At 60.2% G+C, this 21722-nt stretch carries 20 protein-coding genes; 14 read left to right on the forward strand and 6 right to left on the reverse strand.

What is annotated here, in order from left to right; all coding sequences use genetic code 11:
• The first annotated feature begins 3 nt into the window (after positions 1–3).
• Genes ssuC through AC1RP7_RS05000 form a run of 3 tightly spaced genes read left to right on the forward strand, consistent with a single transcriptional unit; the run spans position 4 to position 1838 of the window.
• On the forward strand, positions 4–786 hold the full coding sequence (gene ssuC / locus AC1RP7_RS04990) for an aliphatic sulfonate ABC transporter permease SsuC (protein WP_057712846.1): 783 nt from the start codon (positions 4–6) through the stop codon (positions 784–786).
• A complete protein-coding gene (gene ssuB, locus AC1RP7_RS04995; protein ID WP_493181389.1) occupies positions 783–1589 on the forward strand; it encodes an aliphatic sulfonates ABC transporter ATP-binding protein in 807 nt (268 codons plus the stop codon). Before ssuC ends, ssuB begins: the two co-directional genes overlap by 4 nt.
• Before the next feature lie 33 nt (positions 1590–1622).
• Positions 1623–1838, forward strand: coding sequence for a TOBE domain-containing protein (locus tag AC1RP7_RS05000; protein ID WP_007967989.1), 216 nt, complete (start codon positions 1623–1625; stop codon positions 1836–1838).
• A gap of 192 nt (positions 1839–2030) precedes the next feature.
• On the opposite strand, the gene AC1RP7_RS05005 is transcribed toward AC1RP7_RS05000, so the two are convergent.
• Positions 2031–2663 (reverse strand): TetR/AcrR family transcriptional regulator, encoded by a 633-nt coding sequence (locus AC1RP7_RS05005; protein ID WP_057712848.1) that lies wholly within the window; start codon positions 2661–2663, stop codon positions 2031–2033.
• A 155-nt stretch (positions 2664–2818) separates the two neighbouring features.
• A complete protein-coding gene (locus AC1RP7_RS05010; RefSeq protein WP_053163627.1) occupies positions 2819–4195 on the reverse strand; it encodes a glutamine synthetase family protein in 1377 nt (458 codons plus the stop codon).
• A 667-nt stretch (positions 4196–4862) separates the two neighbouring features.
• Between AC1RP7_RS05010 and AC1RP7_RS05015 the strand changes: the two genes are divergently transcribed.
• The 7 genes from AC1RP7_RS05015 to AC1RP7_RS05045 all read left to right on the forward strand — a co-directional run bounded on the left by AC1RP7_RS05015 (position 4863) and on the right by AC1RP7_RS05045 (position 13251).
• Entirely contained in the window at positions 4863–6221 is a 1359-nt protein-coding gene (locus tag AC1RP7_RS05015) for a glutamine synthetase family protein (protein WP_493181387.1), read from the forward strand.
• A gap of 59 nt (positions 6222–6280) precedes the next feature.
• Entirely contained in the window at positions 6281–7645 is a 1365-nt protein-coding gene (locus AC1RP7_RS05020) for an aspartate aminotransferase family protein (RefSeq protein WP_154860929.1), read from the forward strand.
• Between the two features lie 188 nt (positions 7646–7833).
• On the forward strand, positions 7834–8946 hold the full coding sequence (locus AC1RP7_RS05025) for a polyamine ABC transporter substrate-binding protein (RefSeq protein WP_057712851.1): 1113 nt from the start codon (positions 7834–7836) through the stop codon (positions 8944–8946).
• 188 nt (positions 8947–9134) lie between these two features.
• Positions 9135–10232 (forward strand): polyamine ABC transporter substrate-binding protein, encoded by a 1098-nt coding sequence (locus AC1RP7_RS05030; protein WP_090452029.1) that lies wholly within the window; start codon positions 9135–9137, stop codon positions 10230–10232.
• A 72-nt stretch (positions 10233–10304) separates the two neighbouring features.
• A complete protein-coding gene (locus tag AC1RP7_RS05035) occupies positions 10305–11447 on the forward strand; it encodes an ABC transporter ATP-binding protein (RefSeq protein WP_090452027.1) in 1143 nt (380 codons plus the stop codon).
• A gap of 35 nt (positions 11448–11482) precedes the next feature.
• The gene (locus AC1RP7_RS05040; RefSeq protein WP_191622238.1) at positions 11483–12364 is read left to right on the forward strand and encodes an ABC transporter permease subunit; all 882 of its coding nucleotides are present in this window, start codon (positions 11483–11485) and stop codon (positions 12362–12364) included.
• Positions 12361–13251, forward strand: coding sequence for an ABC transporter permease subunit (locus AC1RP7_RS05045; protein ID WP_057712854.1), 891 nt, complete (start codon positions 12361–12363; stop codon positions 13249–13251). The genes AC1RP7_RS05040 and AC1RP7_RS05045 overlap by 4 nt, the downstream gene beginning before the upstream one ends.
• Positions 13252–13399: 148 nt before the next feature.
• Here AC1RP7_RS05045 and AC1RP7_RS05050 read toward each other — a convergent pair whose 3' ends face one another.
• Positions 13400–14041: an HD domain-containing protein gene (locus AC1RP7_RS05050; protein ID WP_057712855.1), complete on the reverse strand. Its 642-nt coding sequence runs from the start codon at positions 14039–14041 to the stop codon at positions 13400–13402.
• Between the two features lie 305 nt (positions 14042–14346).
• Here AC1RP7_RS05050 and AC1RP7_RS05055 point away from each other — a divergent pair, with 305 nt between their 5' ends.
• Positions 14347–15312 (forward strand): GlxA family transcriptional regulator, encoded by a 966-nt coding sequence (locus AC1RP7_RS05055; protein ID WP_090452021.1) that lies wholly within the window; start codon positions 14347–14349, stop codon positions 15310–15312.
• A 144-nt stretch (positions 15313–15456) separates the two neighbouring features.
• Here the strand turns inward: AC1RP7_RS05055 and AC1RP7_RS05060 are convergent, their stop codons facing one another.
• Positions 15457–17856 (reverse strand): penicillin acylase family protein, encoded by a 2400-nt coding sequence (locus tag AC1RP7_RS05060; RefSeq protein WP_493181386.1) that lies wholly within the window; start codon positions 17854–17856, stop codon positions 15457–15459.
• 102 nt (positions 17857–17958) lie between these two features.
• The gene (locus AC1RP7_RS05065; protein ID WP_493181385.1) at positions 17959–18540 is read right to left on the reverse strand and encodes a DUF6436 domain-containing protein; all 582 of its coding nucleotides are present in this window, start codon (positions 18538–18540) and stop codon (positions 17959–17961) included.
• Between the two features lie 96 nt (positions 18541–18636).
• On the opposite strand from AC1RP7_RS05065, the gene bipL reads away from it, so the two are divergent.
• Positions 18637–19584, forward strand: coding sequence for a phospholipase BipL (gene bipL, locus AC1RP7_RS05070; RefSeq protein WP_218494669.1), 948 nt, complete (start codon positions 18637–18639; stop codon positions 19582–19584).
• 111 nt (positions 19585–19695) lie between these two features.
• Here the strand turns inward: bipL and AC1RP7_RS05075 are convergent, their stop codons facing one another.
• The gene (locus AC1RP7_RS05075; RefSeq protein ID WP_057712860.1) at positions 19696–20448 is read right to left on the reverse strand and encodes a DUF2059 domain-containing protein; all 753 of its coding nucleotides are present in this window, start codon (positions 20446–20448) and stop codon (positions 19696–19698) included.
• Positions 20449–20556: 108 nt separating this feature from the next.
• Here AC1RP7_RS05075 and AC1RP7_RS05080 point away from each other — a divergent pair, with 108 nt between their 5' ends.
• Positions 20557–21189: a 2OG-Fe(II) oxygenase gene (locus AC1RP7_RS05080; RefSeq protein WP_493181384.1), complete on the forward strand. Its 633-nt coding sequence runs from the start codon at positions 20557–20559 to the stop codon at positions 21187–21189.
• Positions 21190–21191: 2 nt separating this feature from the next.
• Entirely contained in the window at positions 21192–21677 is a 486-nt protein-coding gene (locus AC1RP7_RS05085) for a 2-thiouracil desulfurase family protein (RefSeq protein WP_090452011.1), read from the forward strand.
• The last annotated feature ends 45 nt before the right edge of the window (positions 21678–21722 follow it).

The raw sequence follows: 21722 nt of genomic DNA on the forward strand, positions 1-21722 counted from the left end.
GTCATGAAGAAAATCATCCACAGCCTGGCGCCCTGGGCGTTGCCGGTGTTGCTGCTGGCGGTATGGCAATTGAGTGTGTCGGCGGGTTGGTTGTCGACACGGATCCTGCCGGCACCCATCGCCGTCATCGAGGCCGGTGTAAGTCTGGTGCGCAGTGGCGAAATCTGGACACACCTGGCGATCAGTGGTTGGCGTGCCGCGCTGGGCTTCACCATCGGTGGTGGTATCGGCCTGACCCTTGGCTTCATCACCGGCCTGTCGAAGTGGGGCGAACGCCTGCTCGACAGTTCGGTGCAGATGATCCGCAATGTGCCGCACCTGGCGCTGATTCCACTGGTGATCCTGTGGTTCGGCATCGACGAGTCGGCGAAGATTTTCCTGGTGGCGCTGGGCACGTTGTTCCCGATCTACCTCAACACCTATCACGGCATCCGCAACGTCGACCCGGCGTTGGTGGAGATGGCGCGTAGCTATGGCCTGAGCGGTTTCAGCCTGTTCTGGCAGGTGATTCTGCCGGGGGCGTTGCCTTCGATTCTGGTCGGCGTGCGCTTCGCCCTGGGCTTCATGTGGCTGACCTTGATCGTGGCGGAAACCATTTCCGCGAGTTCCGGCATCGGCTATCTGGCCATGAACGCCCGGGAGTTCTTGCAGACCGACGTGGTGGTGCTGGCTATTCTGCTGTACGCGGTGCTCGGCAAACTGGCCGACCTCGCGGCCCGTGGACTTGAGCGTGTCTGGCTGCGCTGGCACCCGGCCTATCAGGTTGCCAAGGGAGGTGCGGCATGATTGCGGTGCAACCTCCACGCCTGCTGCGCGGCATTCCGCTGGCGGTGCGCAAGCTGCAAAAGACCTTCGGCTCGCGGCAGGTGCTGCGCGAGATCGACCTGCACATTCCGGCGGGCCAGTTTGTTGCCGTGGTCGGTCGCAGTGGCTGCGGCAAAAGTACCTTGCTGCGCTTGCTCGCCGGTCTTGATCAACCAACCGGCGGTGAGTTGCTCGCCGGTGCCGCGCCATTGAGCGACGCGCGGGAAGACACGCGGCTGATGTTCCAGGAAGCGCGTTTGCTGCCCTGGAAAAAGATCATCGACAACGTCGGTCTGGGCCTCAAGGGCAACTGGCGGCCGCAAGCGCTTGCAGCTTTGGAAGCGGTGGGCCTGGCCGATCGCGCCCACGAGTGGCCGGCAGCGCTGTCCGGTGGACAGAAGCAACGCGTGGCGTTGGCCCGTGCGTTGATTCATCAGCCGCGCCTGCTGCTGCTCGACGAGCCCTTGGGGGCGCTGGATGCCCTGACCCGAATTGAAATGCAGCAACTGATTGAACGGCTCTGGCAGCAGCACGGTTTCACGGTGTTGCTGGTGACCCATGACGTCAGTGAAGCCGTGGCGATTGCCGATCGGGTGATCCTGATCGAAGACGGCGAAGTCGGCCTCGACCTGCACGTGGAACTGCCGCGCCCTCGGGTTCGTGGCTCCCATCGACTGGCGGCACTGGAAACCGAAGTCCTCAATCGCGTGCTGGCGCTGCCCGGCCAACCGCCGGAACCGGAACCCGTTTCACCCTTGCCTACGCAATTGCGCTGGGCTCAATAACTCAAGTCTTACCCAACGACAGGAATCAACATCATGACTATCAAGGCCATCAACGTTCGCAACCAGTTCAAAGGCTCCATCAAGGAAATCGTCCTCGGCGACGTGCTGTCGGAAATCGACGTGCAGACCGCGTCCGGCATTGTCACTTCGGTGATCACCACACGCTCGGTGAAAGAGCTGGAACTGGCGGTCGGCAGTGAAGTGATCGCGTTTGTGAAATCCACCGAGGTGTCGATCGCCAAATTGTAAGCCACATGCGTAAACAACAACCCCGAAGGGTTTGAGCCCTTCGGGGTTTTTCATGTGTGTTTGTCTTGAGCTGAGCGGTGCGGCCATCGCGAGCAAGCTCGCTCCCACAGGATTATTTGTCGTTCACAGAATCTGAATTCACTGAAGATCCTTGTGGGAGCGAGCTTGCTCGCGATGAGGTCAGTGAGCGCACTAGAGGTTCCGCTTGGGCAGATACGGTGGCAAATACAACCCCACATAAGCATCAAACACCCGCATCCCTTCCTCGGCCATGCGCGGCGTAATCTGCCCGTGCTGCTGCACCGAGCGCGCATACACCCGGTCGCCCAGCTCCATGGCCAGGGCGAACACATCGACATCACTCGGCAAGGTCGGCAGCTCGAAGTGATGGTCGAACAGCTTGTGCATCAGGTCGCCCAGTTCGATGTCGTGCTGGCGGTCGGCCTGGGTGACTTCGGTCAGGCCGTGCTGGGCCAGAATGAGTTGGCGGGCGGCGGCGTCCTCTGCATAGATGTCGAGCATGCGTTGTTCCACCAGTCGCGACAGATCGCGCCAGCCATTCAAGGCGTGGTGGTCGATAGGGGCTTGCAGGCAGGCGCGGAAGGCCGCATGGACGTCGGCGGTCAAGGCTTCGAGCAACGCCGGCACGCTGGCGAAGAAGTGGTAGACCGAGGAGGGCGGAATCTCCGCGCGCTCGGCGACGCTGTAGATCGACAGGCTGGCCACGCCCTCGGCAGCCAGCAGCGTGCGGGCCGCATCGAGTATCGAATCGATCCGGGCCTGGCTGCGTGCGCGGGGTTTGCGGGGGGTGGCTACGCGTGTCATTGGAGTCTCCTGCGGGGCTGCGGGCATTGTACGAGCAGGTATCTTCGTTGTCTGCCAGGACGCCTTCGCGAGCAACTCGGTCCTACTGAATAAAACACATAAAAAAACGCCGCCGGCCTTATCAGCCGGCGGCGTTCCTTTTTTACTGCAACCGCTTACACGGTATGCAGGTACCAGTTGTACTCGAGGTCGGAGATGGAGTGTTCGAACTCCTCCAGCTCGCTCTCTTTACAGGCCACGAAGATATCGATGTATTTCGGATCGATGTACTTGGCCATGACTTCGCTGTCGTCCAGCTCGCGCAGTGCATCGCGCAGGTTGTTCGGCAGGCTCTGCTCGTTCTGCTCGTAGCTGTTGCCTTCGACCGGGGCGCCAGGCTCGATTTTGTTGGTCAGGCCGTGGTGCACGCCTGCCAGGACCGAAGCCATCAGCAGGTACGGGTTGGCATCGGCGCCGGCTACACGATGTTCGATGCGCACGGCGTCGGCGGAGCCGGTCGGTACGCGAATCGCCACGGTGCGGTTATCCAGGCCCCAGCACGGCGAGTTCGGCACGTAGAACTGTGCGCCGAAACGACGGTAGGAGTTGACGTTCGGGCAGAGGAAAGCCATCTGCGCCGGTAGGGTCTCGAGCACACCGCCGATCGCGTGACGCAGTGCGGCGTTCTGCTCGGGATCCTCACTGGCAAAAATGTTCTTGCCGTCTTTGTCGAGAATCGAGATGTGGACGTGCAGACCATTACCCGCCTGGCCTGGGTAAGGCTTGGCCATGAAGGTGGTGTCCATTTCATGGTCGTAGGCGATGTTCTTGATCAGGCGCTTGAGCAGGACCGCGTAGTCGCAGGCCTTGATCGGGTCAGCCACGTGGTGCAGGTTGACTTCGAACTGCGCCGGGGCACTTTCCTTGACGATGGCGTCGGCCGGAATGCCTTGCTCTTTGGCACCCTCCAGAATGTCCTGGAGGCAGTCGACGTATTCGTCGAGGTCGTCGATCAGGTAGACCTGAGTCGAGTGCGGACGTTTGCCGGAAACCGGCGAGCGCGGCGGTTGCGGACGACCGTTCACGTTCTCCTGGTCGATCAGGTAGAACTCCAGTTCGAACGCGGCGCAGATGGTCAGGCCCATTTCGTCGAACTTGCGCACCACATTGGCCAGCACTTCACGCGGGTCGGCGAAGAATGGTTCGCCTTCGAGTTCGTGCATGGTCATCAACAGTTGCGCGGTCGGGCGCTTCTGCCATGGCTCGTTGCATAGGGTATCGGGGATTGGATAGCAGATTCGGTCAGCATCGCCGATGTCCAGGCCCAGGCCGGTGCTTTCCACCGTCGAGCCATTGATATCCAGAGCAAATAGAGAGGCCGGCAGGTTGATGCCTTTCTCGTAAACCTTGTGGAGGCTGGTGCGTTCGATGCGCTTGCCGCGCACCACACCATTCATATCCGCAATCAGAAGGTCAACGTACAGAACCTCAGGATGTTCCTTAAGGAACGCGTTCGCTTCGTTAAGCTGAACGGCACGCGGGGGTACCGACATGATGCAACACCTTTGTTGTTAAAAATATCAATCATTGATCTTTTCAGATTCCAGTCAACCCGAACGGCATGCCGAAGTCAAGCGAGGCCTTTTTTGCCCTAAAAAAGCGCCCGTGTGGCTTTTTTGAGGCACTTTGGGGCGTTTTTATGCCCTTGGCCTCTATGGCGCCCGCAGGCTTGAGCGGGCCGTGTTGTATTTTTTACGGGGGTGTTGTGTAAAAAAATGAACAAGGCTAAGCTCGAATCAAACCCATAACAGCAATAATACCGGGGTGCTTCATGTCTCGCCTGCCGATAATCGGCGTCACCGACTGCTCAAGACAGGTCGGTCGGCATGCTTATCACATCAGTGATGACACGTCCGTCCGTTCCGTGGCCCCGGCGGTTCTGGTGATCCTCCCATCCGTGACGGTTCAACCGTCCCCGTCCGATATTCTGGACGGTCGCGATGGCACCCCCATTACGGTTACTCCATTCAATATAGAACCGATTCACAATAGCGGCCTGACCATTGTTCAGGGCACCGCTCGCGATTCTGCACGCCCGGCCTCTGCAGCCGTGTTGCCAAGCACGATAATCTGCCGCGCAAGCGCTCTACAACGCGACGCCGATGCGTCAAACAACGCCTGACCTCAAAAGGGTCAGACAACTCAAGCCTAGAGGCATTTATGAGTAACAACCTCGACCAGCTCACCGATTGGTTGAAAAACCACAAGATCACAGAAGTCGAATGCATGATCGCCGACTTGACCGGGATTACCCGGGGCAAGATTTCGCCGACCAACAAATTCATCGCCGAAAAAGGCATGCGCCTGCCAGAAAGCGTTCTGTTGCAGACAGTGACCGGCGACTACGTCGAAGACGACATCTATTACGAACTGCTCGACCCGGCCGACATCGACATGATCTGCCGCCCCGACCAGAGCGCGGTGTACCTGGTGCCGTGGGCCATCGAGCCGACCGCCATCGTCATCCACGATACCTACGACAAGCAAGGCAACCCGATCGAGCTGTCGCCGCGCAACGTGCTCAAGAAAGTCCTGAAACTCTATACCGACAAAGGCTGGCAGCCGATCGTGGCGCCGGAAATGGAGTTTTACCTGACCAAGCGCAGTGACGACCCGGACTATCCGTTGCAGCCGCCGGTCGGCCGCTCCGGTCGCCCGGAAATCGGTCGCCAGTCGTTCTCCATTGAAGCGGCGAACGAATTCGATCCGTTGTTCGAAGACGTCTACGACTGGTGCGAATTGCAGGACCTGGACCTCGATACGCTGATCCACGAGGACGGCACCGCGCAGATGGAAATCAACTTCCGTCACGGCGATGCCCTGTCCCTGGCCGACCAGATCCTGGTGTTCAAGCGCACCATGCGCGAGGCCGCGCTCAAGCACAACGTCGCCGCGACCTTCATGGCCAAGCCGATGACCGGCGAGCCGGGCAGCGCCATGCACTTGCACCAGAGCGTCATCGACATCGAGACCGGCAAGAACATCTTCTCCAATGACGACGGGACCATGAGCCAGTTGTTCCTGCACCACATCGGTGGCTTGCAGAAACTCATTCCCGAACTCTTGCCGCTGTTCGCACCCAACGTCAACTCGTTCCGCCGCTTCCTGCCGGATACCTCGGCGCCGGTGAACGTGGAGTGGGGCGAAGAGAACCGCACCGTGGGCCTGCGGGTGCCGGATGCGGGGCCGCAAAACCGTCGGGTGGAAAACCGCCTGCCGGGCGCCGATGCCAACCCGTACCTGGCGATTGCCGCGAGCCTGCTCTGCGGTTACATCGGCATGGTCGAAGGCCTGAACCCGAGTGCGCCGGTAGTGGGGCGTGGCTATGAACGCCGCAACCTGCGCCTGCCGCTGACCATCGAAGACGCGCTGGAACGCATGGAAAACAGCGCGACCATCGAGCGTTACCTGGGCAGAAATTTCATCACTGGCTACGTTGCGGTCAAGCGGGCCGAGCATGAAAACTTCAAGCGCGTGATCAGTTCGTGGGAAAGGGAATTCCTGCTCTTTGCCGTCTGATACGCCGGGCGCCGCCGCTGCCTGGCGGCGCCTTCACGTGATTTTTTTAGGAGATTCGTATGACCAGCAACAATCCGCAAACCCGTGAATGGCAAACCCTGAGCAATGATCACCACCTGGCTCCGTTCAGCGATTTCAAACAGCTGAAAGAGAAAGGCCCGCGGATCATCACCAACGCCAAGGGCGTTTACCTCTGGGACAGCGAAGGCAACAAGATCCTCGATGGCATGGCCGGCCTGTGGTGTGTCGCAATTGGTTATGGTCGCGATGAACTGGCCGATGCCGCCAGCAAACAGATGCGCGAACTGCCTTACTACAACCTGTTCTTCCAGACTGCGCATCCGCCGGTACTGGAACTGGCCAAGGCTATCGCCGACATCGCGCCTGAAGGCATGAACCACGTGTTCTTCACCGGTTCCGGCTCCGAAGGCAACGACACCATGCTGCGTATGGTTCGTCACTACTGGGCGATCAAGGGCCAGCCGAACAAGAAAGTCATCATCAGCCGCAAGAACGGCTATCACGGTTCCACCGTGGCCGGCGCGAGCCTGGGCGGTATGACGTACATGCACGAACAGGGCGACTTGCCGATCCCGGGCATCGTTCACATTGCCCAGCCGTACTGGTTCGGCGAAGGCGGCGAAATGACCCCGGAAGAGTTCGGTGTGTGGGCGGCCAATCAGCTGGAAGAAAAAATTCTGGAAGTCGGCGTCGACAACGTCGGTGCCTTTATTGCCGAGCCGATCCAGGGTGCCGGTGGCGTGATCATTCCGCCAGAGACCTACTGGCCGCGCATCAAGGAAATCCTCGCCAAGTACGACATTCTGTTCGTGGCTGACGAAGTGATTTGCGGTTTCGGTCGTACCGGCGAGTGGTTCGGCAGCGATTTCTACGACCTCAAGCCAGACATGATGACCATCGCCAAGGGTCTGACCTCGGGCTACATCCCGATGGGTGGTCTGATTGTGCGTGACGAAGTGGTGGACGTGCTCAATGAGGGCGGCGACTTCAACCACGGTTTCACCTACTCCGGGCACCCGGTGGCAGCGGCTGTGGGGCTGGAAAACATCCGCATCCTGCGCGACGAAAAAATTGTCGAGCGCGTGAAGTCCGAAACGGCACCGTATTTGCAAAAGCGTCTGCGGGAACTGAACGATCACCCGCTGGTGGGTGAAGTTCGTGGGGTGGGTCTGTTGGGGGCCATCGAACTGGTCCAGGACAAGGCCACGCGCAAGCGTTTCGAAGGCAAGGGCGTCGGCATGATCTGCCGTCAGTTCTGCTTCGATAACGGCCTGATCATGCGCGCCGTCGGCGACACCATGATCATCGCTCCGCCACTGGTGATTACACCGGCGGAAATCGATGAACTGGTGACCAAGGCTCGCAAGTGTCTTGACCTGACCCTGAGTGCATTGCAGGGCTAAGTGCTAGGCTCTGAGCGGAGGTCCAAAGTTCTACATAGGAAGTAGGAACTTTCGCTCAGAACTGTCAGAAAGCGTGGCCGTTTCCTTGAAAGACCGATGTGGATCTTGCCAGACTAGCCGCGGTTCCAGTTGCCCGAGTTCGGTCGCTGAACAAGTGGTTCAAAAAAGAAAAATTTGGAGCATTACGCATGAAGGCACTAGGTAAAAAGCTCGCTGGCAAGACTCTGCTTGCCATGTCCGTAATGGGTTTGATGGCCGGCGCGGTTCAGGCCGATGACAAAGTACTGCACGTGTACAACTGGTCCGACTACATCGCACCGGACACCGTCAAGAAGTTTGAAGACGAGTCGGGTATCAAGGTTGTCTATGACGTCTTTGACAGCAACGAAACCCTTGAAGCCAAGTTGCTGGCAGGCAAGTCCGGTTACGACATCGTTGTACCGTCGAACAACTTCCTGGCCAAGCAGATCAAGGCTGGCGTCTACCAGAAGCTGGACAAGTCCAAGCTGCCTAACTGGAAGAACCTGAACACCGACCTGCTCAAGGCCGTTTCCGTGAGCGACCCGGGTAACGAGCATGCCTTCCCGTACATGTGGGGTTCGATCGGTATCGGCTTCAACCCCGAGAAGGTCAAGGCTGTACTGGGTGCCGACGCGCCGACCAACTCCTGGGACCTGCTGTTCAAACCTGAAAACGCCGCGAAGTTGAAGGCGTGCGGTATCAGTTTCCTCGATTCGCCAACCGAGATGATTCCGGTGGCATTGCACTACCTGGGCTATCCAACCGACAGCCAGGACAAGAAACAACTGGCCGAAGCCGAAGCGCTGTTCCTGAAAATTCGTCCTTCGGTAGGTTACTTCCACTCGTCCAAGTACATCTCCGACCTGGCCAACGGCAACATCTGCGTGGCCGTGGGTTACTCGGGTGACATTTACCAGGCCAAGTCCCGCGCGGAAGAAGCCGGTGGCAAGGTGAAAGTCAGCTACAACATTCCCAAAGAAGGTGCCGGCAGCTTCTACGACATGGTCGCCATCCCTAAAGATGCCGAAAACGTCGAAGGCGCCTACAAGTTCATGACCTTCCTGCAGAAGCCGGAAATCATGGCTGAAATCACCAACGCCGTGCGTTTCCCGAACGGTAACGCGGCTGCAACTGCGTTGGTCGATAAAGACATCACCAGCGACCCGGGCGTTTACCCGCCGGCGGACGTGCTGGCCAAGCTGTACGCGATTGCCGATTTGCCGGCCGCGACCCAGCGGATCATGACCCGCAGCTGGACCAAGATCAAATCCGGTAAATAAGCCGGTTTGATGCAACAACCTGTTGTCGCCACCCGCGCGGTGGCGGCAGCAGGTGTAATTAAATGACAGAAAGTTTTGCTGGAACGGTTTTTCGAGGGTAAGTTGCGCGCCGGTTTTGTTGCCGGGCAACCACGGTTGTCATGTAGCGCGGGGCAACTTGGGCCCAACTAATTTCAGAGGACCTCCACTTGCCTATTTTTTCTATGTTGCGCAATGCCATGCTGGTGAGTGCCGGGCTGACAGTTGCTGTCAGTGTCCAGGCCGCCGGTACCGTGCATATTTATAACTGGTCCGACTACATCGGCGAGACCACCCTGGCCGATTTCCAGAAAGAGACCGGTATCAAGCCGGTTTATGACGTCTTCGATTCCAACGAAACCCTGGAAGGTAAATTGCTGGCCGGGCGTACCGGCTACGACGTGGTCGTGCCGTCGAACCACTTCCTCGGCAAGCAGATCAAGGCCGGGGCATTCCAGAAGCTCGACAAGTCGCAGCTGCCGAACTATTCGAACCTCGATCCAGTGCTGCTCAAGCGCCTGGAACAGAACGATCCGGGCAACCTGTACGCCGTGCCGTACCTGTGGGGCACCAACGGCATCGGTTACAACGTCGACAAGGTCAAGGCTGTGCTGGGCGTCGATACGATTGATTCGTGGGGCGTGCTGTTCGAGCCGCAGAACATCAAGAAGCTGCAAAGCTGTGGCGTCGCGTTCCTCGACTCCGCCGATGAAATGATGCCGACAGTGCTCAATTACATGGGCCTGAACGCTAACAGCACTGACCCCAAGGACTACGAAAAGGCCACCGCCAAGTTGCTTGCAGTGCGGCCTTACGTGACCTACTTCCATTCCTCCAAGTACATCGCGGATCTGGCCAACGGTGATATCTGCGTGGCGATCGGTTTCTCCGGCGACATCTTCCAGGCCAAGAACCGCGCCGAAGAAGCCAAGAAAGGCGTGAACATCGCCTACTCGATTCCGAAAGAGGGCGGTGCGCTTTGGTTCGACATGCTGGCGATTCCGAAGGACTCGGCCAACGTCAAGCAGGCCCACGCCTTCATCAACTATTTGCTCAAGCCTGAGGTGATTGCCCAGGTCAGCGATTACGTCGGCTATGCCAACCCTAACCCGGGGTCGGACAAACTGATGGAGCAGTCCATTCGCACCGACGAAGCGGTTTATCCACCGCAAGAGGTGCTCGACAAGACCTACGTGTCGGTCGAGTTACCGCCGAATATTCAACGTTTGATGACCCGCAGCTGGACCAAGGTCAAGTCGGGTAAATAGTTTCAAGGCTCAAACTATCCAAGGTTGGCTCACCTTGAGCGAACTGCACTCTTTTTTTCGGGAGTTTCGTAAATGGCAGTTGCCTCCGGCGCCTATAAGAAAGCCCTCGAGGGCGACCAGTCACCTAAACAGGTGCTGGTCAAAATCGACCGGGTCACGAAGAAGTTCGACGAGACGATTGCCGTGGACGATGTGTCCCTGGAAATCAAGAAAGGCGAGATTTTCGCCCTGCTCGGCGGTTCGGGATCGGGCAAATCCACTTTGCTGCGCATGCTCGCAGGTTTCGAACGGCCCACGGAGGGGCGCATTTTCCTCGATGGCGTAGACATCACTGATATGCCGCCATACGAGCGGCCGATCAACATGATGTTCCAGTCCTACGCCTTGTTCCCGCACATGACCGTGGCGCAGAACATCGCCTTCGGCCTCAAGCAGGACAAACTGCCGGCGTCAGAGATCGACGCCCGCGTGGCCGACATGCTCAAGCTGGTACAGATGAGCCAGTACGCCAAGCGCAAACCGCATCAGTTGTCCGGTGGTCAGCGTCAGCGTGTGGCCCTGGCCCGTTCCCTGGCCAAGCGCCCGAAGCTGCTGCTGCTCGACGAACCGATGGGCGCACTGGATAAAAAACTGCGTTCGCAAATGCAGTTGGAGCTGGTGGAGATCATCGAGCGCGTCGGCGTAACCTGCGTGATGGTGACCCACGATCAGGAAGAGGCCATGACCATGGCCGAGCGTATCGCGATCATGCACTTGGGCTGGATCGCCCAGATCGGCAGCCCGATCGACATCTACGAAACCCCGACCAGTCGCCTGGTCTGCGAATTCATCGGTAACGTGAACATCTTCGAAGGCGAAGTGATCGACGACGCCGAAGGTCACGCGATCATTACCTGCAAAGACCTGGATCGTCAGATCTACGTCGGCCACGGCATCAGCACTTCGGTGCAGGACAAGTCGGTCACCTACGCGATCCGTCCGGAAAAACTGCTGGTCACCGCCGACATGCCGACCTGCCAGTACAACTGGTCCAGCGGCAAGGTGCACGACATCGCCTACCTGGGTGGGCACTCGGTGTTCTACGTCGAATTGCCAAGCGGCAAGCTGGTGCAGTCGTTCGTGGCCAACGCCGAGCGTCGCGGGCAGCGTCCGACCTGGGGTGATCAGGTCTACGTGTACTGGGAAGACGACAGCGGCGTGGTGCTGCGCTCATGAACATGCGCAAATTCAAGCGTCGACTCAATCGAATAATTCCCGGTGGCCGTCAGATGGTCATCGGGGTTCCCTTCATCTGGCTGTTCCTGTTCTTCATGCTGCCGTTCTTCATCGTACTGAAGATCAGCTTCGCCGAAGCGGACGTGGCCATTCCGCCATACACCGAGATCTACAGCTACGCCGAGCAGAAGCTGCAGTTGCTGCTTAACCTGGGCAACTACGCGATGCTGGCCGGTGACGAGCTGTACATCGCCGCTTACCTCGGCTCGTTGAAGATGGCGCTTTTCAGCACCATCCTCTGCCTGCTGATCGGCTACCCGATGGCCTACGGCATCTCCGTTGCCCGCAAGGAAGTGCAAACGGTGCTGGTGCTGCTGATCATGATGCCGACCTGGACCGCGATCCTGATCCGCGTTTACGCGTGGATGGGCATCCTCAGCAACAACGGCCTGCTCAACGGGTTCCTGATGAGCATGGGCTGGATCGACGAGCCGCTGCAGATCCTCAACACCAACCTGGCGGTCTACATCGGCGTGGTTTATTCCTATCTGCCGTTCATGATCCTGCCGCTGTACGCCAACCTGGTGAAGCACGACCAGAGCCTGCTGGAAGCTGCGTCGGACCTGGGTTCGAGCACGTTCAACAGCTTCTGGAAAATCACCGTGCCGCTGTCGAAAAACGGCATCATCGCTGGCTGCATGCTGGTGTTCATCCCGGTGGTGGGTGAGTTCGTGATCCCGGAACTGCTCGGTGGTCCGGAAACCCTGATGATCGGTAAAGTGCTCTGGCAAGAGTTCTTCAACAACCGTGACTGGCCGGTGGCGTCTGCCCTGGCGGTAGTGATGCTGGCGATCCTGATTGTGCCGATCATCCTGTTCAACCGCAGTCAGGCCAAGGAAATGGAGGGTAAAGAATGAAGCGCTTCCGTTTCTCCAGCCTGATGCTGGTACTGGGTCTGTTGTTCATCTACCTGCCGATGCTGATCCTGGTCATCTACTCGTTCAACGCCTCCAAACTGGTAACGGTGTGGGGCGGCTGGTCGATCAAGTGGTACGTCGGCCTGCTCGACAACAGCCAACTGATGGGCTCGGTGGTGCGCTCGCTGGAAATTGCTTGCTACACCGCCATCGCGGCGGTGGCACTGGGAACATTGGCAGCGTTCGTCCTGACGCGCATTACGCGCTTCAAGGGCCGTACCCTGTTCGGTGGCCTGGTCACTGCGCCGCTGGTCATGCCTGAGGTGATCACCGGTCTGTCGCTGTTGCTGCTGTTCGTGGCCATGGCGCAGATGATCGGCTGGCCGCAGGAACGCGGCATCGTCACCATCTGGATCGCCCACACCACGTTCTGTGCGGCCTATGTGGCGGTGGTGGTCTCGGCACGCTTGCGTGAGCTGGACCTGTCCATCGAAGAAGCGGCCATGGACCTCGGTGCACGGCCGTGGAAGGTGTTCTTCCTGATCACCATCCCGATGATCGCGCCATCGCTGGCAGCGGGCGGCATGATGTCGTTCGCCCTGTCGCTGGATGACCTCGTGCTGGCGAGCTTCGTGTCTGGCCCGGGTTCCACGACCCTGCCGATGGAAGTGTTCTCGGCGGTCCGTCTGGGGGTCAAACCTGAGATCAACGCCGTGGCCAGCCTGATCCTGTTGGCGGTATCGATCGTGACCTTCCTGGTCTGGTTCTTCAGCCGTCGCGCCGAAGAAAGCCGTCGTCGTGCGATCCAGCAGGCGATCGAAGAAGCGGCAGCCGACTCGTGGAAGCAACCGGACGTGCGTCGCGCGCAGGCACCGGAAGCGGCTTGATCCCGAATTGGGTAGACCACATTTGAGTGGACTACCCAATTCCACTGTGGGAGCGAGCTTGCTCGCGATAGCGGACTGACATTCAACATCGATGTTGACTGTGATGCCCTCATCGCGAGCAAGCTCGCTCCCACAGGTTCTTCTGCGGTCAGGAAATCCATGGGGATTTACGAATGACCTCGACGAAGTTCATCGGCTTGAACCCCGGCTCCTGATCCACCAGCACATCAGTCTTCACATTGCCGAACGTGGTCTGCGGACGATGGCGCAAGCCGTCGGCAAACGCGCAGATGATGCACTCCTTGAATCCCTCGCCCCGTGGATGCGCATGCACCACCGCTTCGCGCTGCACGCTGGAAAACGCCGCGTAGTCCATGCCCAGCACGTCCATCTCGACGCCAGCCGTGACCAGTGCCACGGTGGGCCGCAAATGCTGAGGCACGCCCGGCGTGGTGTGCAGGGCAATCGATAGCCAGACCTGTTCGATGTCGTCATCGCTCAATCCGTAAGGCTTGAGGAACGCCGCTGCCGCGTTGGCACCGTCGACTTCGAAGCGCTCGTTGTCGCTGCGATGACCTTGCACCAGTCCCAGGTCATGGAACATCGCGCCGACGTACAGCAACTCCGGGTTGTAGGCCAGTTGCTTGCGCTCGCCGCTCAGAGCACCAAACAGGAAGACCCGGCGCGAGTGGTGGTAGAGCAGGTCGGACTCGATGTCGCGGATGTATTCGGTGGTGGCCTTTGCCAGTGCGCTGTCGGGGATCTTGATGCCGGCGATGGTGGTGCTCATGGAGTTTTCCTCGTCGTGAACGCCTTGGCGGCGCTGAGGGTTTCAGTCTGTTCCGGCCCCGGAAACCGGACAATCGATCCATGGCTGCGATCCCGGCCAATGAGCGTGCATATCGCGCCAACCTCGCTTGTTGGGCGTGGATTGGCTAGGGTGCATGCAGACCCTGTAGGAGCGAGCTTGCTCGCGATGCACGTGAGGGCACCGCGTACATCCAGCCAGCTCCCGTCATCGTTGACGTCCATCGCGAGCAGGCTCGCTCCTACAGGTGAGCGTTGCAATCGGTGCCATGAGAGGCTCTTCGAACCATGAGTAAAACCGTAGCCATCGTGGTGTTCGCCGGCGTTCAGTCGCTGGATGTCACCGGCCCCATGGATGTGTTTTCCGAGGCCAATCGCTTCCTTGCCCCGCAGGATCACTATCGGCTGGAGGTGATCGGCGTCGAGCGCGGGATGATGGCGTGCTCCAACGGTTTGGCACTCAATGCCCATCGGCATTTCAGCGAAGCGCTGGAGCCGTATGACCTGTTGCTGGTGGCGGGCGGGCCGCAGTTGCCGTTCATGGATTTCGGCATGGCATTCGACGGCTGGTTGCGCGATGCCTGCGTGCGGGCCAAGCGCTTCGGCTCGATCTGCAACGGCGCGTTCATGCTCGCCCGGGCCGGATTGCTGGAGGGGCGCACGGTCACTACGCATTGGCAGGACGCATCGGATCTGGCGGCGCTGTGCCCCTCGTCCCGGGTGGAAGCGGATCGACTGTATGTTGAGGACGGCGAGCTGTTCACCTCGGCCGGGGTCACAGCGGGGATCGATCTGTCGTTGTATCTATTGGGCCGTGATCATGGGCCGGAAGTTGCACTGAGCGTCGCCAAGCGGCTGGTGGTGTTCACCCAGCGTTCGGGCGGGCAGTCGCAATTCAGCCCGTTCCTCACACCCCACGCCGAAGCGGATTCGGCGGTAGCGATGGTGCAGCATTACGTGCTGGCCAACCTGACGGGCGACCTGGCCATCGCCGACCTGGCCAATGCCGCCAACATGAGTGCGCGCAACTTCTCCCGGGTGTTTGCCAGGGAAGCGAAAATCACCCCGGCCGAGTTCGTCGAGCGAGCGAGGGTCGATGCGGCGCGCACGCTGCTGGAAAGCACCCGCGCGCCGCTCAAGACCGTGGCCTATCAATGCGGTTTTCGCGATGCCCAGCACATGCGCAGTGTGTTCAATCGCAGGTTGGGGGTGACGCCGCAGCAGTTCCGGCTGAACTTTGCGGCGATGGTTTGAGCTGAATTTGTAGGCGTCTATCAGGGTCCCATCGCGAGCAAGCTCGCTCCCACAGGGATCTTTGTTGAACACAAACTTTGTGAACACCAGAAAACCTGTGGGGGCGAGCTTGCTCGCGATGAGGCCAGCCCGGCCAGCAAAAATCTATGGTACAACCCGCGCCGGCAACAGCTTCAACGTACTGCGGGTATTGGCCGTGACCTCTTCTTCATTGAGATGCGCCTGGAAGTACATCCCCTCGACGTAGGCCTCGGCCTGATCATCATAGTGGCTGTCGAACAGGACTCCGCTCTGGCCGACCGGGTTGATGGTCAGGCTGTGGGCCGGGTCGGCGAAGTCGATCAGGCGCCGGGTCGAAGGGCCGTAGGTGACAGGCCACGGAGCTGGGCCGATCTTCGCCGAGAGGTTGTTCGGCACTTCATGACTGCCAGGTGCGGCGAAGGGGCCGACATTGAAGAACAGGTCCAGCGGCTTTTGCTGCCCGAGCGGATGGCCATGGGTCAATGTGTGCGCGCTGCCCCACTGCCATTGCGAGGCGTCTGCGCCGAGGGTGCTCTTGAGGTGCGCGAGGCTGGCTTGCCAGGCGGCCTTCACCGTGTCGGCACGGGTTTCCTTGCCGAGGGTGCTGCGGTTGTCCCACCACGGCGAATCGGCGCTGGCGGCCAGGCGGGGGAGCGCGGCGTCGATCACCCGGGTCGAGAGCAGCGTTTCGAAGAAGTCGTTACCCAGTTCATCGCGCATCGTCGCGTCAGTCAGGTTGAACAGGAACTGGTTGAACAGCGTGGCACTGGTCGAGTCGATCGGGTAATCGCCTTTCCACTGGGCCAGTTGCTCCACCAGTTTGAGTTCGGCGGGATCGCTCACCACTTCGCGCAACACCGGCAACAGCGGTGCCAACAGGCGCGGGCCGTAGGCGGTAGTGGTGCCCAGTTGCAGTTTCTGGCTGTTTTCCAGGTCCCATTTGATCGCTTTGTCGCTGAGCTGGCGATTGAGTTGCTGGCCGCGATCGGCAAGGTTGTAGTAGCCGGGAATCTCCATGCCGGTTGGCGACACCGGCTGGAAGTTGGCTGAGACGATGTAGCCCCGGGCCGGGTTTTCTTCCTGGGGGTTGGCGCTGAACGGGTAGAAACCATCCTTGTCCGCCTCGGCGGTGCTGCCGTCGAGGATGAACCACGGGCGTACACCCGCCGGGCGTTTAGGCAATTGCGCCGCCGCCCACCAGCCAATATCTCCCTTGGCATTGGCCCAGACAACGTTCAGGCCCGGGGCCTGGATTTTTGCCGCGGCACCACGGGCCTTGGCCAGGGTGTCGGCGCGATTGAGCTGGTAGAAACCCTCCAGGATCGGGTTCTGGCTTTCGAGAAATGCCCACCACATGGCAATCGGCGTTTTACCGACGCCGCTGCCCAAGGCATCGTTGACGATCGGCCCGTGGGGCGACTGACGCAACACCAGGGTGACTGGCGCCTGGCCCTTGACTGCGATCTGCTGCTCGCTGGTCGTCATGTCCACCCACTTGCCGCGATACCAGACCTGATTGGGGTTGTCCGGGTTGACCTTCTCGGCGATCAGGTCGAGGTCGTCATTCTGGAACATGGTGATGCTCCAGCCGAAGTCGTGGTTCATGCCCAGCGACGCAAACGGCATCAAGGCCTGATAGTGGCCGTAGAGTTCGAAGCCGGGCGCCGAGAGCTGCGCTTCGTACCACACCGACGGCGCGGAAAAACGGATATGCGGATCACCCGCCAGCAGCGGCTTGCCGCTTTGGGTCCGGCTGCCCGCGACGACCCAGGCGTTGCTGCCCTCGAACTGTGGCAGGCCGTTGTCAGCCAGGGCTTGTTCGCTCAAGCGGGCGAGGGCATTGAGGTCTTTCCAGTCGGCGCTGGCCAAGGTGGTGCCGGTCCCGTTGAGCACGCCCTTGGGCTGCCAGTCGAGATCGAAGATGTTCAGGTATTGGGGCCCCAGTTGATCGCGCACGAATGTCAGCAAGGGTTCGGTACGAAATGCCGCAGCAAAACTGTAGGCCATGTAGCCGGCGATGCTGATGGTGTCCTGGGCCGTGAACGGGCGTTTTGGAATGCCCAGCACTTCGAACTCCACGGGTTTGGCGTGGCTGTCCTGATACTGGTTGATGCCGTCCAGATAGGCTTGCATGGCGATGAAGGAGGGCGACTGCTTGTCGAGGTTCGCCAGGTAAGTTTCTGCGCGTTCGCGAATGCGCAGGCTGCGCATCAGTTTGTCGGTGTCGAGCAGCTTCGGCCCGAGCACTTCAGCCAGTTCGCCACGGGCCAGGCGACGCAGGACTTCCATCTGGAACAGGCGGTCCTGGGCATGCACGTAGCCGAGGGCGCGGTACAGGTCGGTTTCGTTGTCGGCGCGGATGTGCGGGATGCCACGTTCGTCGTAGCGCACGGTGACGGAGCCTTGCAGGTGTTGCAGTTCCACCATGCCCTGGCGTGACGGCTGCTTGCTGTAGAGGTACCAGCCGGCTCCGGAGGCCAGCACGACGATCAACAGAGCGAGAGCGGTCAGGCTGCGTTTCATAAGAGTCCTTGTTGTTATCGTGATTCCTGATGCCACTGTGTAACACGGGGTGCCGATTTGGCGCATCGCCCGTAGGAGGGATTCGTATTACCCCGTCTTTCCCTATTTAGTTGGATCGACAGGCCACGGGCAGTAACAACCTACGGCCAGTGTGTGCGTGGCACTCACCGCACGGCCTTCATCCAGCGCCTGCAGGATCGGTTCGATAAAGCTGTTGCTCGAATTGCAGGTCAGGCCTTCGCTGTACGGGCCGAAGTACGCCAGTTTGCCGCTACGATCCCAGATCGCCACGGCCGGGCTGGCGGGGATCTGTTCGGAGCCGGGCAGGATGTCGATGGTTTTGAGGCTGCTCAAGTTGCTCGGCAATTGGCCGTGGCTACCGGGTTTTTGCACGGCATAGAATTCCACGCCATGGGGTAGGTAGCGCTCGACCAGCTCGGTCAGGTGTTGTTGATTGCCGACATTGCACGGGCAGGCCGGGTCCCAGAAATGCACAAGACGGATGGCGCCAGGGCCGGCGAGGGATTCGGGAAGGCGTAGCGGATCACCGGAAAACATCGCGGTGTGCTCGCTGAACGCCCGCAAGTAACGTCCCTGGAACCAGTCGTAGGCCGCCCACAATACGCCAGCACACACCACGGCGAGCAGGCTGGCAAACAGGGGGGCGCGAAGGGGCGAGCGCATCGGTTCAATCCTCGAAGGGTGGCTAGCTTGCCATGCTTGCCGCGACAGATGAATATCGCAGGCCTATAAAGTCCGTTTCACGTTCTGGAATCGTCCATGCCGGCCACTTTCGACCCTGATCTTCTACGTGCAAGCCTGCTGCCATTGGCTGCCGGGCAGCCGTTGTCGGCGCAGGCGCAGGCTTACCAGCGATTCTACGGGCTGGATTTTGCCCCGCGTCAGTTGCGCAGCGGCCTTGGGCGATTCGAGGTCGACGGTTATGAGCTGGTCAGCCAGTTCTGGTGGCCCGAGCGAGCCAAGGCGACGCTGTTTGTCATCCACGGTTTCTACGACCACACCGGGCTCTATCGGCATGTGATCGAGTGGGCGCTGGACCAGGGCTTTGCGGTGATTGCCTGCGACTTGCCGGGGCATGGCCTGTCCAGTGGCGAACGGGCGAGCATCAAGGATTTCGCCGAGTATCAGGACGCATTGCAAGGGTTGTTCCGCGAGGCGCAATCCCTCGACTTGCCGCAGCCGTGGCACTTGTGCGGGCAGAGCACCGGCGGGGCGATCGTGATCGATCATGTGTTGAATGCGGGGGCGAGCAGCCCGGCCCAGGGCCAGGTGATTTTGCTGTCGCCGCTGGTGCGGCCGCGGGCGTGGGGTTGGTCGCAACTGAGTTACTACCTGCTCAAGCCTTTCGTCAAAGCCATCGCCCGGCGTTTCAGCGAGAACTCCAACGACCCGGCCTTTCTGCCGTTTCTGCAGGCCGATCCGTTGCAGCCGTTGCGCCTGCCGACAGCCTGGGTGGGCGCGTTGGCGCGCTGGATCAAACGTATCGAGGCCGCCCCCATGAGTACCCGCCGGCCGCTGATCGTGCAGGGGCAGGCCGACATGACGGTGGATTGGGAGCACAACCTGGAAGTGTTGCGGGGCAAGTTTGATCGGCCGCAGGTGCTGATGCTGCCCGAGGCACGACATCATCTGGCGAATGAGACGCTGGTGATGCGGCAGGAGTATTTCGGGTTTTTGACCAGGCGGATCAAGGGTCGCAATCCCTAGTGCCTGTTCCGGCCCCATCGTGAGCAAGCTCGCTCCCACAATGGGCCGGCGTACGCAGATCCAATGTGGGAGCGAGCTTGCTCGCGATAGCGATCGGTCAGGTGCCGAAGATCACTGGGTCAGGTTAGAATTGCTCTGCCCCACCGCCAACCCCGCCCGAATCGCCGCCAGCGCCGCTTGATAATAAGCCTGGCCTTCCGCCGATTCGGCAAAGGTTGCGAACTCTTCCAGTTCGTTGTCCGACAGGTCGCGATAGACATACAGCAGTGTGTTGTTGAGGTCGCTACCGATCTGCTCCATCAGGCGCTGGCGCTGGCCGTTGAGCATGCCCTGGGCCTGACCGGCACCGAGCAATCCCGGGATCATTGAACTCAAGCTATCGGCGGCGACGCCAGCAATCGCCAGACTGACTTCCGCACCGGCCTCGCGAGCGGGCAGGGCTTGTGCCAAATGGCCGATGATCAACATGCGGCTGTCGCTGGCCTGCATCTTCGGCAGGCCCTTGGCGTTTTTTGCCAGTTGGTCGCGACGGGTCGCCAGCAACTCGGCGGCGACGATTTTCTTGCCCAGGGGCGACTGGAAAAACGTCAGCGCGGGTTTAGGGTCGGCGAGGTTCTTGCGCAATTGCGCTTCGGCACGCTGGTCCACGGCCTTGGCGGAAAATCGCTGATTGCTGTTGCTGACCAGTGCCTGAAACACCGCCGGCGGCAGGCTGCCCTGGTAGCGTTGCTGAGCAGCCGAGAGGGCATCGCTGAAATGCGCGCGTTGTTCCGGCCAGCCGGCGACCTTGTACAACTGATCGTGGCCGTCTGCCCAGGCGGGCAAAACGCAGAACATCAGCAGGGATAAAAGCAAACGGCGCATAGGGACTCCAGTCAGCAGGCGACTATTCTCCGTGTGGCACCCCTGCTTGTCGAGAATTCGTATCAACCCGCTGCGCGGCTCTGTCGGATTTCCGGGCACAGGAATACTATGCGCGCCATGCAAATATCCTCTGATCACCCGCTGCTGCTACGAATCGTCGACGACCTGGCCGAGCACGGCTGGTCGCAGCAGAATATTTTCCTGCCTCTGGATCTGACCCGAGAGCTGGCGGCCGAGTGTCGCAAACGTGCTGCCGAGGGTCAGCTGGCTCCGGCCGCCGTGGGCCGTGGGCCGTCATCGGAGATCCGCGAAGGGATTCGTGGCGACCATATCCAGTGGATCGACCCCGGCCAGGCCGAGGCGTGCGACAGCTATCTGAGTTTGATGGACAGCCTGCGCGAGGCGATCAATCGCGGTCTGTTTCTCGGCCTGGAGGATTTCGAAAGCCATTTTGCGATGTACCCGCCCGGCGCCTTCTACCTGAAGCACGTCGACCGTTTTCGCGATGACGACCGGCGCATGGTTTCGGCGGTGGTTTATCTCAATGACGCTTGGCTTCCCGAACACGGCGGCCAGTTGCGCATGTATCTCGACAATGATCGCGTCCATGATGTGCAGCCTACCGGCGGCTGTCTGGTGGTGTTTCTCTCCGGCGAGGTTCCCCACGAAGTCCTGCCCGCAACCCGGGATCGCCTGTCGCTGACCGGCTGGTTCCGCCGGCGCGGCAACGAGCCGTTCTGATCATGCAGAAAATTCTCGTCAGCCGCTGCCTGTTGGGCCACAGGGTTCGTTACGACGGCGGGGCCAGTGGGCCGTTCGATCAGCTTCAGCAGTGGCTTGATGAGGGTCGGGTCATACCGTTGTGCCCCGAGGTGGCTGGTGGATTGCCAACACCTCGGGCGGCGGCGGAAATTCCAGGCGGGCAGGGCACGCAAGTCCTCGATGGCCAGGCGTTGGTGATCACTACTGAGGGCGAGGACGTTAGTGCGCAGTTTCTGTCGGGGGCGTATCAGGCACTGGAACTGGTAAAAAAGCATGGCATCCGCATCGCCGTCCTCAAGGCCAACAGCCCGTCCTGCGGCAATTTGCTGACCTATGACGGGACGTTCAGCGGCGTGAAAGTCAGTGGCGAGGGCGTGACGGCGGCGCTACTCAACCGTCACGGGGTGCAGGTGTTCAGTGAGCTGGAGTTGCCGCAGGCGGCACAGGCGTTGGCAATGCTCGATTAACGAGCGACACAAGGCACTGTGGGAGCGAGCTTGCTCGCGATGAGG

The organism is Pseudomonas sp. GW822-FHT01E03 (assembly GCF_058802985.1).